The organism is Azospirillum sp. UFLA03-27, assembly GCF_059803775.1.
In genome coordinates, this window is sequence record NZ_JAUQTX010000010.1 from 37,378 (window position 1) to 52,824 (window position 15,447).

General features: G+C 63.9%; 14 protein-coding genes. 8 read left to right on the forward strand and 6 right to left on the reverse strand.

The features are described 5' to 3' along the window. The first annotated feature begins 125 nt into the window (after positions 1 to 125). On the forward strand, positions 126 to 923 hold the full coding sequence (locus tag Q4I23_RS02960; RefSeq protein WP_498525259.1) for a hypothetical protein: 798 nt from the start codon (positions 126 to 128) through the stop codon (positions 921 to 923). Beyond that, positions 920 to 1,423 carry an MFS transporter gene (locus tag Q4I23_RS02965; RefSeq protein WP_498525260.1) on the forward strand — a complete coding sequence of 168 codons (504 nt, stop codon included), beginning with the start codon at positions 920 to 922 and terminating at the stop codon, positions 1,421 to 1,423. The genes Q4I23_RS02960 and Q4I23_RS02965 overlap by 4 nt, the downstream gene beginning before the upstream one ends. Positions 1,424 to 1,443: 20 nt before the next feature. Here Q4I23_RS02965 and Q4I23_RS02970 read toward each other — a convergent pair whose 3' ends face one another. The 4 genes from Q4I23_RS02970 to Q4I23_RS02985 all read right to left on the reverse strand — a co-directional run bounded on the left by Q4I23_RS02970 (position 1,444) and on the right by Q4I23_RS02985 (position 4,148). Continuing rightward, positions 1,444 to 2,004: a TatD family hydrolase gene (locus tag Q4I23_RS02970; protein ID WP_498525261.1), complete on the reverse strand. Its 561-nt coding sequence runs from the start codon at positions 2,002 to 2,004 to the stop codon at positions 1,444 to 1,446. Positions 2,005 to 2,678: 674 nt separating this feature from the next. Next, a complete protein-coding gene (locus tag Q4I23_RS02975) occupies positions 2,679 to 2,942 on the reverse strand; it encodes a hypothetical protein (RefSeq protein ID WP_498525262.1) in 264 nt (87 codons plus the stop codon). A gap of 202 nt (positions 2,943 to 3,144) precedes the next feature. Then, complete coding sequence (locus Q4I23_RS02980; RefSeq protein WP_498525263.1) at positions 3,145 to 3,432, reverse strand: hypothetical protein; 288 nt, start codon at positions 3,430 to 3,432, stop codon at positions 3,145 to 3,147. A 428-nt stretch (positions 3,433 to 3,860) separates the two neighbouring features. Continuing rightward, the gene (locus tag Q4I23_RS02985; RefSeq protein WP_498525264.1) at positions 3,861 to 4,148 is read right to left on the reverse strand and encodes a hypothetical protein; all 288 of its coding nucleotides are present in this window, start codon (positions 4,146 to 4,148) and stop codon (positions 3,861 to 3,863) included. A gap of 1,097 nt (positions 4,149 to 5,245) precedes the next feature. On the opposite strand from Q4I23_RS02985, the gene Q4I23_RS02990 reads away from it, so the two are divergent. Together Q4I23_RS02990 and Q4I23_RS02995 are read left to right on the forward strand one after the other, a co-directional pair. Further along, a complete protein-coding gene (locus tag Q4I23_RS02990) occupies positions 5,246 to 5,785 on the forward strand; it encodes a hypothetical protein (protein ID WP_498525265.1) in 540 nt (179 codons plus the stop codon). Continuing rightward, positions 5,778 to 8,921, forward strand: coding sequence for a DotA/TraY family protein (locus Q4I23_RS02995; RefSeq protein ID WP_498525266.1), 3,144 nt, complete (start codon positions 5,778 to 5,780; stop codon positions 8,919 to 8,921). Before Q4I23_RS02990 ends, Q4I23_RS02995 begins: the two co-directional genes overlap by 8 nt. A 49-nt stretch (positions 8,922 to 8,970) precedes the next feature. Here Q4I23_RS02995 and Q4I23_RS03000 read toward each other — a convergent pair whose 3' ends face one another. Both Q4I23_RS03000 and Q4I23_RS03005 read right to left on the reverse strand, forming a co-directional pair. Next, complete coding sequence (locus Q4I23_RS03000; RefSeq protein WP_498525267.1) at positions 8,971 to 9,372, reverse strand: hypothetical protein; 402 nt, start codon at positions 9,370 to 9,372, stop codon at positions 8,971 to 8,973. Between the two features lie 310 nt (positions 9,373 to 9,682). After that, a complete protein-coding gene (locus Q4I23_RS03005) occupies positions 9,683 to 10,111 on the reverse strand; it encodes a hypothetical protein (protein WP_498525268.1) in 429 nt (142 codons plus the stop codon). Positions 10,112 to 10,400: 289 nt separating this feature from the next. Here Q4I23_RS03005 and Q4I23_RS03010 point away from each other — a divergent pair, with 289 nt between their 5' ends. From Q4I23_RS03010 to Q4I23_RS03025, 4 genes are all read left to right on the forward strand, one after another. Then, entirely contained in the window at positions 10,401 to 10,835 is a 435-nt protein-coding gene (locus Q4I23_RS03010; RefSeq protein ID WP_498525269.1) for an AAA family ATPase, read from the forward strand. Then, positions 10,813 to 11,478, forward strand: coding sequence for a metallophosphoesterase family protein (locus Q4I23_RS03015; RefSeq protein ID WP_498525270.1), 666 nt, complete (start codon positions 10,813 to 10,815; stop codon positions 11,476 to 11,478). Before Q4I23_RS03010 ends, Q4I23_RS03015 begins: the two co-directional genes overlap by 23 nt. A 198-nt stretch (positions 11,479 to 11,676) precedes the next feature. Next, complete coding sequence (locus Q4I23_RS03020; RefSeq protein WP_498525271.1) at positions 11,677 to 12,927, forward strand: hypothetical protein; 1,251 nt, start codon at positions 11,677 to 11,679, stop codon at positions 12,925 to 12,927. A 25-nt stretch (positions 12,928 to 12,952) separates the two neighbouring features. Beyond that, a complete protein-coding gene (locus tag Q4I23_RS03025) occupies positions 12,953 to 14,347 on the forward strand; it encodes a DUF6880 family protein (RefSeq protein WP_498525272.1) in 1,395 nt (464 codons plus the stop codon). Positions 14,348 to 15,447 lie beyond the last annotated feature (1,100 nt).

Here is a 15,447-nt window from a genome sequence, read left to right on the forward strand (position 1 = left end):
GACGTCCGCAGACACCGCCAGCATCAACCGCGCCGACCACAAGTTCCCCGCAGCGTCAGGGACCTTCGTAGTAGCCGATCAATGGGGGATTCTTCGGGTCCGGGCACTCGGCGGCGAACGCCCTGTTGGACCTCACCCGCCTGGCCGAGCAGGAACCTGGCACCGAGGCGGTCTGGGCCGTCCGTGGCACCGATCTGCGGCGGGCGTTCGGGGGCGGCGATGCCGACGCGCTGGCGGCGCGCGGTGCCTTGGGCACGGCGCTCAAGAACCTCCAGGCCAGCGGTGCCCTGGAGCTGGTGACCGGGTTCCGGGTGGCCAAGGTCGCCACGGCGAACGGCAGAATGGTCCTTGAGAGCAGCGACGGTCAGCGCATAGAGGGAGTCGACGAGATCGTCGCCGCGACCGGCCTGAGGCCGGATCTGACGCCGCTTCGGGAGCTGCGCCTGAAGCTCGACCCGTGGCTGGAGTGCACCGAAGCACTCGGGCCGCTGATCGATCCGAACCTGCACAGCTGCGGCACGGTGCGGCCGCACGGCGTGCGCGAACTCTCTCATCCGGAACCGGGCTTCTACGTGGTCGGCATGAAGAGTTACGGCCGTGCCCCGACGTTCCTGATGGCGACGGGTTACGAGCAGGTGCGCTCGATCGCCGCCTTCCTGGCGGGCGACGTCGAGGCGGCCCATGACGTGCAGCTGGACCTGCCCGAGACCGGCGTGTGCAGCACCGACCTCGGTGCTGCGCCCTCGAAGGAAGCGGCTGGTGGCTGCTGCGGGGGCCCAGCCCCGGTCGAGGTGGACGCCTGCTGCGTGACGGACGCGCAGGTGAAGGCGACGGGCGGCCTGGGCTGCGGCTGCGGGAGCGCTCCCACCACCGTGGTCGAGAAGCCCGCCGTGGCGGGCTGCTGCGGCCCGAGGGAAGCATGACGGCGACGGCATCGGCCGGGGCGGTGGTTGCCGTTCCGGCCCCTGGCCCGTTGCGCCACAGCCTCATTGCGGGCCTCGGCGTCGCGCAGATCGTTTCCTGGGGGACGCTGGTCTACAGCTTCCCCCTGCTGGCGGAGCCGACCATGCAGGCGTTCGGCTTGGCCAAGGCTGACGTCTATCTGCTGGCCTCCATGGCCCTGGTCGTTGCCGCCCTCGCCGCCTATCCGGTCGGCGTGCTGATCGACCGCGGGCATGGTCGCGGCGTGATGGGCCTGGGGTCGCTCCTCGCGGGCGTCGGGCTCCTGGCGTGGTCACAGGCGCAGAACGCCTGGCAACTGTATCCGGTGTTCCTGCTGCTGGGCTTGGTCCAGGCCATGACCCTCTACGACGCGGCCTTCGGCAACGTCATCTCCGTGAGCTTGGGGAGAGAGGACAGCATCCCCGCTGATGTTACCCTGGCGAAGCTGAACGCGGATGGTGGTGACCGCACCCGTGCTTGAGGGAATGAACGGGACAAAGTCTACGTCCTCACGTCGGCGAAGCCGGACCGCCGACCGCCGACGAAACGAAGCCTGCGGAAGGCTGCCACGACGGCGGTCGCCGCCTCGTCGGAGGCAACGCCCCAGCAGGCCGCCAGCGCGTTGTAGGCCAGAGCGGCCTCGCCGCTGCCGAGCGGCTTGCCGCCGATCGCGGCGAACGGGCCTTCTGTTTCAGTCAGCACGCGGCCCCGGGGCATGGCCGTGAGCTGGTCGCGCCCGCGCTTGCCCGTCACCATGGCCGGGCCGACCGAGAGCCAGCAGCTCATGCCGATCGCCCGCTGGAGTTCGGCCTTGGTGCCGAAGAACCGGTGCAGCACGGGAGTACCGGCGCCCGGCTGCCAGGCCAGCGCGCCCAGCACCTCGGCGGTTGTGCGGCGGCTCTGGAGGGCCAGGACATGCCCGCCCGCACGGGCCGACGCGGCCAGGATGTGGTCGAAGGCGCTGATCAGCTCCCGCCAATGCGGCTTGCACTCCGGGCTGCCGTTCAGGCCGACCTCGCCGACGTAGCGGGTTTCGCGCAGCAGGGCATCGAACAGCGGCAACTCCCGGATGCGCTCGTGGGCGATCTAGGGGTGCAGGTCGAGTGCCGTTCGGATTCGGTCATGTCCCTTGGCAAGTGCGGCCATCACGCGCCACGCATTGGGCGTCGTAGACACCGACAGAGTGTCGGCTCCTGACCCTGCACAGCGGCGAGCGGCGCCGATGGGACCGGGTACAGGTTGAGGCGACAGTGTCGGCCGGTACGCCTGGGAGACGACGCCTGCACCGGCTCCAGCGCTTCGGCGGATCTTCTGGCCGTCGCTTGGTAAGACGACAACAAGGTGAGTTCCACATGCCGTCGTCCCAGCGGTCGGTGATGTCGGCGACCGGTGAGATGACGACCTCACCATGTCGTCGTATCGGCGCACCGGCTGATGGTGATGGCGTCGGATACCGCCAACCCCTTGTGTTCTCTGGATTGGGGCGGTGCAAACTACGGCATCCGACGACATGGTGAGGTCACCATGTCGTCGCGACGGCGCTTGGGAATGCGGTGATGTCAGCGACAGGGGAGGCGCCGACATCACCATGTGGCCGGGTCGGCGGCCGGTGGCTGGCGATACCTGACCAGCGCGGGCACAGTCCGGCCCGACGATCAGCAGTGGCTTCACCGGCTCGAACGGGTTGCCGAAGGAGCGCGTGCGCTCGCCATCCTCGCTCGGCCGCCCCCGCTCAGTCATTGCGGCGCTCGGCCGAGTTCGGAGCCCAGGGCATCGGAGACGGCTGTCAACACATCCATGCGCCTCTCGGATCCGACCTCGGCGGCAAGAACCATCGACCGCAGGGGTTCGAGTTCCAGATCCTCCGGGGCGGCCTCCAGCAGCGCCCGCAGGCGCATCATCTCCTGCCGGTACGCCTGGTCACTCGGACGCGGCCAAGCATGGTCCGGCAGGCTGTCCGTCCAGATCATCGTCCTCAGAATTTCCCTGGTCTCGCTCACCGCCGCCTCCTTCAGACCGACTTGGTCGTCCTGACCGCATTATCGTCGCTTCCCGGGGTACGGACCGTCAACGATCGAGGACTGAGAGGTCGTTGGGCCATGTCGCGGCGAGGTCGTCGTTCAATGTGATGCAGTGAGATGCAGGCGGCATGGTCCTTCCGATGGCCGGTTGCGGCGCCCCTCTTGTTGCTGCCAGTCACCCTCACCGCTTTGCGGGCTGCGGGTTGATGACGCACCACGCGGCCGTGACCGCTGCGACAAACTCGCCATCGCTCATCCGCATCAGCGCCTCGACCTGACCACGCGCCGATGCGCAGAAGCCCTCCGCATCCATCCTATAGGACATCCGTCCTTCACGGCGTGCGGTGTCAGAGGCCGCTTCCGTGCGCCACCGGTCAAACCGGCTGAGACCCCGTTTGGCGATGATCTCCCTTTCCCATCCGCTGATGCGTGTCCGGTGGCGCTCGGTCAGGGCGGCGTAGGCACGCATCGCAGCACTCTGCCGAGGATCCATTGTCTGGTGAACGCCGTCCTCCCGCGGCGCTTCAAGACGGCCGGTCGGACGCCCGGCTGCTCTGTCCTCTTCGACCGTTTTGCACGTGAGCGCGTGCACCATGACCTGCGTGTGAACGCGCAGCCCCGCCTCGGCGACTGCGAGTGGCCGAGGCTTTGGGCAGGCATCCTCTCCCTGTGCGGCCGTTGGTCCGATAAGGCTCCCGAGACGCACGGCCAACACACCGCCAATGCCGAGCTCGCAAAGATCCACCACAATTCACTTCATACCCAGGACGCGCACCAGTCCACCCGATCCAGGTGCTGATCCCCTCCACTGGTGCGAGCTCAACGGAGGCTGACACCGCGCGGCACCAGATGTTTTTTGAACTAGCAATGCATTTACCGTAGCCACTTGCAGATCAGTCAAAGGCATCCTGTAAACGCACTACAATCTTCGTTACCACTCTCATCAAAAGAATGAAGACGCACTGTATCGCCGATGATATGGACATCATCGTAGCAGCGAGGACAGGATTTTCGGGCAAAATGAGCGATCAGATCTTCCTCGATCTCGTCATCACTCAGTCCAACATCATCACGAGACGACTCGATATATTCGATAATTTTTCTGTCCTCATGGGTAACATCCACCTCAGCACCGTCCGGGCTGACCTCAATGACCCGCGTGACCCTCACAATCGTTTCGCTCATTTGAAGCACCTCCATCGAGTGGATTAATTCGAAATGAATAGAACACCCAAACCTCATCCGTCAACAAAAATCCGCTGATGTTCTCAATATATTTAGGTAGATGCTTGATATTTACTGTCATGTCAGTTGACAAAGATTTGTATTATCCAAGCCAATCCATGTGGCGCGCAGACAAGGATTTCTCATTTCTTGACAGAATGACTTAGATACAGATACGAAGGGATTTACGCAGCACCATAAATATGAATCTGGCCGCTTGGTGAATTGGATGCCCGAACCACGGGCTGCTCACTGGCAGCTGATAAACTCGCTTAGCTGTATGAAGCGAGCAGCTGCTTTCCGATGGAAGGCGATCAGCCTGGCGGCGACGCGGCTATGACCGCCGCTACGAAAGAGACCGACCCCACCTTGCCCCGGGGGCCTGCCACGCGGCGACCGCCACTGTCCAACGCTTTGGCTTAGAGTGCCGATCAAAACCTCCGCCGGGCCGAGTAAAATCAATGGCTTGAGTCTATGGAGACGGGGTTTTGATCCGCGCTCTTACAGCACTCAGAACGCTGGGCCTCTCCTTGGCAGCCAAGGGTGATAAGCCTCCCGCCGATCAGGCGCAGGTGATTTCCACGCCCTGCCCCACCCAATGTGACGCCCGAGAGTCGCTCGGCCGTGGACGGCGGCCCGGCCGGATCGCGGGAAAGCGGCGCAAGAGTTCGAGGCACCGCTCAACCTCGAGGGCCGCCGCATCCTTCTCGACCCGACCGCCCACCTCCAAGGCCATCTCCAGCGTTTTGGTGGCTGCCTCCAGCTGTCGCAGAGCCCCGTGCCGGATCGCGCTTCGCCACGCCACCGCAGCCGCACGGCTGGGAGCGGTCTCCGGCGACAACGCTCCACGAACAAAGGCATCGTAAACATTTTTGTAATGCCGCTCCGTTCTGTGGTGAAGTAGAACAGGAGTGAAAATGTTTACATGAGCACGCGCCTCACCAAGCAGAGTAAACATATTTGTCATGACGCGACCTTTTCACCAAGATGCTTGCAGAATGTTTATAGACGATCATAGCATTGATTTATGAAGCCGCACTATATGCGAGGAATTTTCGATGGCCGTCAGATCTTTGCCATTCACCCAGCATTGCGCGAGCGGGATCGTGGCAACGTCCACGATCGCTTGCATGCTGTGGCTTACCGCCTGGATGCTGATGGCCGATCATCCGCAGATCGTCCCGCACATGCTGATGAGCTCTTGGCTGGTCGATGCTGCCCCTCCCGTTATCCTGGCAGCCCTCAGCATCGAACTGAGCATCGGACTGGCGCTGGTGCTTGCATCCGGCCTCCTGCCAATCCTCGTGGTGCACCAAACCGCGCGCATGGTGGTGAAAGCCATCCGGCGTGAGCCTCTTTCCATCGGGAACATCGTCACTGTCACCCTTATGGCCACCGGGTTGCTGGCCTTCCTGGTCGCCGCCTACGGCTTCGAAGCCCCCCTGCTGGTCGCCGCGGACGCAGTCCTTGCACTCGGTGTGCTCGCGGGCATCAGCCAGTTCATTGCCCGCTCGATCGAGGATCTCCGTCGCCCCCGTGACTTCGGCTTCTTTGCGGTTCGTCCAAACCACACGGCCAAGGACACCTCCAATGAGTAAGCTCCAGGCATTCCTCGACCGCGGTCGAAGGGAAGCACGCGCATTTGTCCGTGACGATGTCCTTGGCGTCGACGAGTGGCGATCCGACTGGAAAGGGGCGCTGCGAGGCAAGGGACGGGTCCTTGGAACCGGATGGCGCAGCATCAACGGGCTCTGGGCTGGAGCCGCCTCCAACATCGGGGGGCTGGCCCGTGGTGCATTCGGCCGCCAGACGGTCCAACCCTTGCCGTCGCAGGCGACGGATCCGGCCGAGCGTTTCCACGTCGCCCAGCGGTTCTACGACCGGGCCGACGACTTCCTGGTCACCGCCCAGGCGTGCACGCACCGGTATTTCCTGCTCCATCTCGCCGCTCTCATTGCTCTGCTCGCTATCGCGGTCGGGTCAGTAGGCGGAAACCATGTCAACAGCTTGCTGGAATGGATCAGCTTCCTTGGTTGCTTCGCCACTATCCCGGTTTTTAGCGTCCTGGCGATCAGAGCCGCGTTCTACAATTTTCAATTGCGCAAACGTCGGCTCGACAGCTTTGCGTCCTGGCTGCGTCAGCCTGGTGAATGGTGGACCGAAGCTCCGGAGGGCGTTTCTCCGCTGTCCGGCGCTGGACCGGCTGCGCTGTTGCTGATGATCAGCGGCGCCACAGCCACCACGATGCTGGGCAACCCGGCCGCCGCCGTGGCCGCGGCTACAGACGCGGATCCGGTGGTCAGCGGGAACATCATCACGGCGCTGTTCCGTACGCTCAACGTCAACGACCTCTGGTACCAGCTCCTCACCTTCGTGTTCCCGGGTGTTGGTCCGGTTGGCGGCACAGTCACGCCGCTGGCGAACGGAATCGCCAGCGGGTTCTCGGTGTTCATCGCCGTACTGATGGCCTGCTCCGCGGCGATGATGGCCTACCACACCATCATTGGAATCGTGGCTACCGCGCACGAGGGAAAGGTCCTTGGGTCGCGCTGGCACCAAGTATGGGCACCAGTAAGGGTTTCTTATGGTGTGGCGGCGCTTGCCCCCGTCGCCAAGGGATACTGCCTGCTTCAGGTGCTCGTTGTTTGGATTGCATTGGTCGGCGGCCAATTCGGTAACTTGATCTGGTCCGGGTTCCTCGATGGGTTGTCCGGTGCCAAGATCAGCAATCCGGCCCTGCAAGAGACCGTCCCGCTCGTCCGCGACACCATGTTCCTCGAAGTCTGCTTCGAGGCTGTCCGGCGCGATGCAATCAACAGAAAATCCATCAACTCGGATGTCCAGGTGCCGGAATGGCCTCGGGAGCCGACACCGGGTCCGATGACGCTCACGAACAACGCCATCTACCGCGGCATCAAACAGGTATGGCATTTTGTTGTGAGCCTCTGGGATTCGTCGAAAACCGCAGGGACGCAGCAGCCTATCGCTGTCCAAGACATGATCCTGGACTACGGCGTCTGCGGTTCGATCCGTGTAGCCTCCAGCAAGGAGTCCGCGGCAGCCGACAGAAACGTTCTCCGGCTGGACCAAGCGCGGAATGCCGCTCTCGACTCTCTGCGCGCCAAACTGCGGGCCATCGCGCAACGGATGATAACCTCGGATGGTCCTGTCAGTATCAACCTTTCTGACAAGGACAAGGATAGGGCAAACGAAATCTTCCAGCAGGTGCTGCTGGCGAAGGCGGATTATGACAACGCTCTGACGACAGCAGTCCAGACCTATGTGGACAGTGTCAACAAGGTCAGCTTGACCGAGTTCAAGGCAGTTGCGGGAACGGCAGGCTGGGCGTCTGCTGGCTCCTACTATATGACCCTCAGCCGAATTTCTGCGCAGGTGATGTCCCTGGTCGGCGTGATGCCGGAGGTGACTTTCGGGAGCACCGGTTCACAGTACAAGGACGGCATTGGGATTGACCGTCTGCTTGGCCACGAACTCTTGGGCGTGCTTCCGAAGCTGCGTAGCTGGTGGGACAAGCAGCTGTTGACCACGACCTCTCTGTCTACTGCGGCCGCCCGCGCTGGCCAGTTCGACAACAGCGGCAGTATTGCCGGTGTTATGGAGTGGTTTGGCAGCTCGGACAGCGCGCTCCAGAAGTGGTTGATCGGCTTGGCGGTGCTGAAGCCGGGCACCGGCCAGGCGTTGCAGCACATGGTCGACTTCGGCCATCTCATCCTCAACGCCGCCTTCATGATCCTCGCCGCCCTTGGCGTGGGTGGAGCGCTGATCTCGAAGGTTCCGGTCGCGGGTGCGGCTGCCGAGGCAGCATCCAACTTCGTCGGCAAGCTGATGCCGAGCGGGGCCGAAAAGTTGACGGGCTTTGCCGCGACGTTCTTCGGTCTGATCGCCGTCGCTCTTCTGCTTGCGGCGGTCTTCCATGCCTACGTTCTGCCGATGATGCCCTTCATCCACTTCCTGTACGCCGTGATGGGCATGCTGATCCTGGTGATCGAGGGAGTGATCGCAGCTCCTCTCTGGGCCTTCATGCACATCCGAATGGACGGCGCGGAGTTCCTGGACGGCCCGCAGAAAGCTGGCTACGGCATTGTATTCAACCTGCTGTTTCGAATCCCGCTGACCCTGTTCGGGCTATTCTTCTCCATCCTCGTGTTCGAGGCGATGGTCTGGTTCCTGTCCAAAACAGTGTACGCGGCGATGGCGGCGGCGACCACAGGGAACACGGTCGGGCTCGTCGGCGTGATCACCTACGTGATCCTCATCTCGGTGCTGAATTATCAGCTGGCTATCCGCAGCTTCAACCTGATCTCCCAGGTACCCGATCGCGTCGCACGGTGGTTCGGAGCGCAGCCGGACGGGGACGGTGAACATCACCAAGCCGCCAGCGCGGTGGGCTTTGTCGGGACCCATACGGAAAATACCATGAAGATGGGCGTCGACGCTGGCAAAGCCGCATTCTTTGCCTCGCCAAGCGACATGAACCGGCTGGTGAGCGCGCTCGAGAAGGCAAACGGCGACGGGAGTTTGGCTTCTGCCGCTGGCGGGGTGTCTGGCGCGAGTAAGATCACCGGCGCGGCGGCCGGACGTGCAGCCGATACTCCACACGCGGGCAACACGGCAAAAGGTGGGGCTGGTGACAGCCGCCAAAACGGCCACGGTAGCTCGGCTACGAAGATACCGAAACCGGCAGGAAACGGTCAGCTGAAAGGAGGCGGATAAGCCAAGCGGCACCTTCCGGTGCCGCTTCAACTTTGGGCCGAGTGCGCTCTTACCCCACCCGATAGACTTCGGGGTTATCCACGTTCCGCTTCTTCGCGGCCGCGTCGAATGCCTCGATCCAGATACGGGTCGATTTCCTCAACGGCGAACCGTTCTTCATAGTGCCGAGTTGAACCAGGAGAGGACTGTCGGGGTGCAGTACCTTGAAGGCATCGACGACCGCCTGGGAAGCAACGGCGGTGGCTTCTTCCAACGCCAGCTTGAGCTCGAGGTCGGCGACCCGGGCACGCAGGACTTCGTTCTCCTCCTCAAGGGCGGTGATGGCCTGCGCGTCGGCCTGACGCTGCTGGTTGGCCTGCCCCAGGCGCTCCGCGAGGGCGACACCGACGGCCTCAACCGCGTCGGCGCGACGCTTCTGTCCAACCAGAATGCCAAAGCTCAGATTGTCCATGGCCCGGATCTCCAGCAAGTCACCGCATCGGCGTCGAACGCGGCGTCAACCATTGATCGCCGAGAATTCCTTGTCAACACATATTGCGCGCGAAAGTGGCTCTACTCGAGAATTCGACCTATATTGTTGCGCCAACCTCTGCCGCAGATATGGATGTGATCTATGAACGGTAGGCGTTCTATTCAACGGCTGTGGACTCCCTGGTCTCATCGCTGCCCGCTTCTGCTCCATCGCGCCCACCGTGCCCACGGCCCCGAACGCTGCGCCCTGCTGCGCGCTTGGATGCACAGCCGCCGCGACGGCGACCCGGTCATGGCGCGGGTCTCGGCTCCCTGATCCCGAAGTCGCCACGGTCGATCATCGCCAGGATGGCCCGGAAGGCATCGCGGCGGCGCCGACGCCGCGCCGTGAGCACGAGCTGCGGGCGGCGACCGCGGGCTGTTTCGGCGTGCCACTTGCCGCCGTTGCGGCAGAGGACAATCCGCCAGCCGCGATGCTGGCACGTCCGTTGCGCCGTCGACTGCCTAGCGGTCTTCGGCGATTGGGACAGCAAAGGCGTCGTGTCTCCACGCTCCAGGCGGCGAGCCTCGATGCACCGAGCCGCCCGCCAAGCTCGTCGCCGGAATTCCAGATCCGAGACATCCGGCCGCGGTTCTCCCCGGGACAGGTGCCGGAGAATGTACCGGAGCAGGATGATCTTCATCCTCTCTGTCACGTCATGCGCGTTCGGCGTCACCATCTCCGGAATTCCCTGATTCCCGTCGGGGAACCATGGTGACACCACCGCAAGCCGCGAGCAATCGCACACCCCCATGACGATCGGATCGCGTCACGATCCGATCGTCATGGTTGTGCCTCCAGAGAGCGGATTGTAGGTTCTCCATCGCATTCTGGAGCCGACACCCTGCTCGGCTCCCCCACTCGGGACTGAAACGATGACACGGAGCGACCTTCAGATACCGCGGCGCTGACGGCCTGCTGGCCAGCGGCCAGCGCAATGTCCTTCCCGCGTGTACGAGGATCTCCTGATGTCAGCCCGCAAAGCGGTGATGCAGTCAGCCGACGATTGCGACGAATTTCCCTTCACCAGCGCCCCTCAAACCGAGCAGGCTCGCGATCCCGCCGAGGTGGCCGCGCACAACATTCAGGTGGTCAACGCGCTGCTAGAGGAACTCGATGGCATCGGCGACCGTGAAGGTGTCGTCGTGGTCGGCGCATGCAACCATCCTGATCGCCTCAACCCCGCGCTCACGCGATCCGGCCGCCTCGACCGCACCATCCGTCTCCAGCTGCCGGATCAAAACGCCCTCACGGCCATCCTGCGGGCTCACCTCGGCATGGGGCAGCCAGCCCGATGGTCAGCGCCACCGCCGAGAATGAACGCTCGGAAACACCAAGCTCCGCAGCCTGGACGCCCACAACGCACGCAGGACACTGACCATGACCATTATCTTCTACGGTGATCCTCATGGCGAGTGGCGGCCGCTCCTAGATGCCTGCACCCGACACCAGCCCCAGGCCGTCGTCATCGTCGGCGACTGCGAGCTCGAGGAGCCGCTTCGCCGGGTCCTGGCGCTCCTGTTCGACGCCGGTGTGGAGGTATTTTACATCCCAGGCAACCACGACACTGATCACCCGGAACGGTATCCGCTGTTGTTCGACGACCATCCTGGAGGGGACCTGCACGGCCGTGCCATCGAGCTGGACGGCGTGCGCATCGCCGGTCTGGGCGGCGTCTTCCGCGGCAGGGTTTGGTACCCGCGTCTCGGTGACGAAGCGCCCGTCTGGAGGACCCGAGCCGACCTCTTGGAGCACACGCCGAAGCAGGCCCGTTGGCGGGCCGGGTTGCCGCTGCGCCACCGGTCGACGATCTTCCCCGAGGACCTGGAGACACTGCGGGAAATCGGACCGGTCGACGTGCTGGTGACTCACGAAGCGCCGACCGCTCACCGATCCGGCTTTGCCGGAATCGATCAGGCCGCCGCGGTGTGCGGTGCCCGCCTCATCGTCCATGGACACCATCACTACGCCTACGAAGCGGAACTGTCGGGCGGTTGCCGGGTGCGGGGCTTGGCCATGGCCGAGCCTTGGGTCCTGGAGCTTTGATCCGCTGTGTGTCCGCCTGGATCGTCGTCCGGGCACCCCCGCTTTTACGCCAACGGTCGCCAGTGTTACGGTCGTCCTGAGCGCCACTGACGGGCGCAGGTCAGCACGCGGAAGCCATTGCTGAATCCTGTTGCCGGTGCTTGCCGCGTTGCGGTGAGATGGCGGCCGAAGGGCGTCAGGAACGACAGGTGGGACGGCATGGCTGGCGGCCAGAAGTGGGCGTTCAAGACGAAGCTCCGAGCACGCGCTTTCGGATGGCGTGGGTCGCAGGCCGCCGTCGCGCCGCTGAAGGAGGCCGTGTCCGAGATCCGGACCGTCAGCAAGGTCGATCCGCTGACGGCCGGGGAAGGCGCCCTCGCGCTTATGGAACGGCTGTGGCCCGCTTTCGAACAGATCGACACCTCGTCGGGGGCGCTGGGCAGCGCCGTCCACAAGGCGCTCGATGAGGTGATCCCGATCCTGATTGCCGCACCGGCCGATCCGAAAACGCGCGCCAAATGGCTGGAGCGCCTGTACCAAGCCGTGCTCGACGACGGTGTCCAATACCTGTTTCCCGTGGAGGAGCGCTGGGGAGAGATCGCCGTCTATCCGGAACTCATGAACGAGTACGCCGATTTTCTGTTGCCGTCTCTGCGGCGGTTTTGGTCCAGCAGCACGCCCGGCGGCTACGTCGTCGGCGGAACCATCGGCTTGTCCTGTCTGCTCGAGGTCGGCCGATACGACGAACTCTTGGATCTGCTCGGCACTTCCCGCCATCGCTTCTGGTCGGATCACCGCCTCGGCGCCGAGGCGCTGGCACGCCAGGGGTTGATCGATGCGGCCATTACCTACGCCGAAGGCTGCCGGGACCCGAAGCTCCGCAGCTATGACGAGCGGGCCATCGACCGTTTCTGCGAATCCCTCCTGCTCCGGTCGGGACGGGCCGATGAAGCCTACCGCCGCTATGGACTGAGCACCGGGGCCGGGACAACCTATCTCGCGATATTCCGGGACACCGCGCGCCGCTATCCCGGCCGCGATAAGCGCCAGATCCTTCTCGACCTCATTCAGACGCGCGGCGATGCAGGAAAATGGTTCGCTGCCGCCAAGGATGCCGGTTTTTTGGACATCGCGCTGGAGTGCGCGGCCGCTCCGAACGCCGAACCGGGGACATTGATCCGCGCCGCACGGGACAACGCGGAACGGGAACCGGATTTCGCCGCCCAGGTCGCGCTGAGCGCTTTGCGCAGCCTTCTCACAGGTGGCGGGTATGATCCCAGCGTCACCGACCTGCACGCCGCGGTCGGTCACCTGATGACCGCGGCGGCACGGATCGGCCGAGAGGCTTGGGCTCGGGAACAGATGAAAGCCCTGACAGCCGGACCGTGTTCGCCAGGGCGCGAGCACATGCGCGCAGCGTTGGAAGCTGTTCTGGAGCGCGGCACACTGACGCGGTTGGCCGGGTACTGAGCCGCGGGCAGCAGGAGGTGATGGGATGGTCGAGAACGAGGAGATCGAGATCACTGTAGGGGCCGTCGAGGCCCTCGGCGCCCGACGCCTAGCGGAGATCCTAGTCGAGCAGGCCTATCAGGACGCGGGCCTGCATCAAGCTCTGCGGCTCGCCCTGGCTTCACGGAGCAGCAGCGACCAGCTGGCGCAGACCTTGTCCGAGGAGATCCAGCGGATCGCATCCGATCGCCGGTTCTACGGCTACCGTGAAAGCTCATCCCTGGCTGCTGACCTTGACCGGGTCCGCGAATCCATTGTCCGAGACCTTCTCCCGGAGCGCCCCTTGGCGGCTGCCGAGCTGCTCGGTCGCTTCATCCAGCTCGACGCCACGGTGTTCGACCGCTCCGACGACTCCGACGGCCTGATCGGTGACGTGCTCAAGCAGGCCATCGAGGACTTCGGCGCTGCATGGGCTGCGGTGCCCGACCGCGATCGGGTGCAGCTGGCCCGCGAGGTCTTCGCCATCCTCACCAAGGACAGCTACGGCGTTCACGGTGGTGTCGTCACCGCCTTCAAGGAGGCATTGGGGTCAGAGGGATTGGACGAACTGGAGCGCCTGATCCGCGGTGACCTGGAGCGTTGCCGGACCCAGGACGAGGAGGCGCGGACGTGGCCTTTGACACGAGGCCTTCAGCAGATCGCCGATGCCCGCGGGGATGTCGACGGCTTCATCGCCGTATACCGCCTCGCCGGGACCGAGCGACACGCCCTCAAGGACATCTGCGAACGCCTCATCGAAGCGGGGCGTGCGGCCGAAGCCCTGGCGCGGGTCGAGCAGGCGGACGTCCCGGCGCACCGGCAATGGGAGATCGATGATCTCCGTGTTCGTCTCTTGGAACTGCTGGGCCGTCACGGCGACGCCCAGGCTATCCGCTGGAGGATGTTCACCGGCAGCCTGTCCGAGCACACCCTCCGCGCATTCCTCGCTCATCTGCCGGAAGGAGAGCATGACCGGGTGCGGGCAACGGCCGTGACGCTGGCCCGTCAGCATCGCGAACCGCATGCCGCGCTCAACCTGCTGATCGGCCTGGATCTGGATGCGGCGGCCGACCTGGTGCTGATCCGCGTCGGCGAGCTGAACGGCGACTTGTACAGCAGACTGCGTGCCGCCGCCCAGGCGCTTGAGGCCGACCATCCCCTTGCCGCCGTCCTGCTCTACCGCAGCATGGCGGACGCCGTCCTGGCGCGGGCACAGTCCACGCAGTACGAGCATGCCGTCCGCGACCTGGCCGCGGCGGAACGGTTGGTCCCCGCCGTCGGCGACTGGCTCGGACACCCACCCCAGGATGCCTACCGCGAACAGGTTGTGGCGAGCCACCGGCAGAAGCGGACGTTCTGGGACAGGATGAAGACCGCAGGACTGAACTGGAAGGATCGCTGAGAGGACCTTCCCCAACACCTGCATGCGATGACATCAGTGCCGTCGAGCTGCTTGGCCGAGATCCTCCAGCGGCTGCCCAAAGGGCGTCGGCTGCCGTACCGTACTGTACCGGTAAAATACCGTACGATATCGGCATCTTAACGCCCTCGCAGGGGGTGATCCGCCACTCGATGCAGGCCTCGAAGAGGTAATACACCGGCCGCAGAAGCTGTTACACGGCTTCGAAAAAGTGTTACACGACACCACGATTCATGTTGCACGGATTTGCTAAGCCATTGCTCTGAAATCAGAAACGGCGGCTTTATCTCCAGCGGTCCTGGAGGCTGCCGATGAGGAGACGTTTAGCAGGACGTCGGCCACTGGGTTCTATTGGCCGACTGCATCAGGTGCGATTCCGTCAACAGATCTGTCCACCTTTTGCACCGAAATCCGTTGACGCCGATGTCTGTATGACTGTGAACCTGCCGGATTGGCACCCATGATGCCGCCCTCCCCTCCTCGCCGGGCAGGGAGTTGAGCCGCCCCCGGCTGGCGTCAGCTTCTGAAGCGGTGACGCCCCTTTCCGCTTCGTGAAAACGGTCGTCAGACATCACGTTCCCTGGGCGAATTCAACCGTCTGCCGAGTGCCGGAGCGGGCCTGGGAAACTCGGAAAAAGTGTTACACGACTCCGGATAATGTGATCCTGATTCCGGGAGTAACGGGGGGACGACCATGGCACCGCCCGTCAGCCAACACCGAGTATTCGTTGCCCGTCCCGATCGCGCCACGGGAGAGCCGGATGTGGTTTCGAGCCTACCCGCGTCGTCTCCCTCGACGACTACGTAGACTGTGGACCTGACACGCGCGACGTGCTGGACATCCTGACCGGCCACTAGCAGGGTGCGGAAAAACGAACATATTTCGGCCTTTTGCCCCCTCTGAGGCTTGGAAATGGCGTTTCCGCCGCCCGTTTTTATCAGAATGGAGCGCCTTTTCGCGCTCCGAGACGCTCGGAGCCGCCGCTCAGGCGGATTCCGGGCGTAATTATGCCGCCGCCAGCAGCTTGGGCAGGCGGATCAGGTTGTAAGCGGTGGCGGTCAGGGTGAACATCCAACCGACA

Excerpts from the sequence above, each read along its gene's own strand:
- Q4I23_RS02965 (WP_498525260.1), top strand. The coding sequence starts at position 920 with ATGACGGCGACGGCATCGGCCGGGGCGGTGGTTGCCGTTCCGGCCCCT.
- Q4I23_RS02980 (WP_498525263.1), bottom strand. The coding sequence starts at position 3,432 with ATGCGTGCCTACGCCGCCCTGACCGAGCGCCACCGGACACGCATCAGC.
- Q4I23_RS02985 (WP_498525264.1), bottom strand. The coding sequence starts at position 4,148 with ATGAGCGAAACGATTGTGAGGGTCACGCGGGTCATTGAGGTCAGCCCG.
- Q4I23_RS02990 (WP_498525265.1), top strand. The coding sequence starts at position 5,246 with ATGGCCGTCAGATCTTTGCCATTCACCCAGCATTGCGCGAGCGGGATC.
- Q4I23_RS02995 (WP_498525266.1), top strand. The coding sequence starts at position 5,778 with ATGAGTAAGCTCCAGGCATTCCTCGACCGCGGTCGAAGGGAAGCACGC.
- Q4I23_RS03000 (WP_498525267.1), bottom strand. The coding sequence starts at position 9,372 with ATGGACAATCTGAGCTTTGGCATTCTGGTTGGACAGAAGCGTCGCGCC.
- Q4I23_RS03005 (WP_498525268.1), bottom strand. The coding sequence starts at position 10,111 with ATGGTGACGCCGAACGCGCATGACGTGACAGAGAGGATGAAGATCATC.
- Q4I23_RS03010 (WP_498525269.1), top strand. The coding sequence starts at position 10,401 with ATGTCAGCCCGCAAAGCGGTGATGCAGTCAGCCGACGATTGCGACGAA.
- Q4I23_RS03015 (WP_498525270.1), top strand. The coding sequence starts at position 10,813 with ATGACCATTATCTTCTACGGTGATCCTCATGGCGAGTGGCGGCCGCTC.
- Q4I23_RS03020 (WP_498525271.1), top strand. The coding sequence starts at position 11,677 with ATGGCTGGCGGCCAGAAGTGGGCGTTCAAGACGAAGCTCCGAGCACGC.
- Q4I23_RS03025 (WP_498525272.1), top strand. The coding sequence starts at position 12,953 with ATGGTCGAGAACGAGGAGATCGAGATCACTGTAGGGGCCGTCGAGGCC.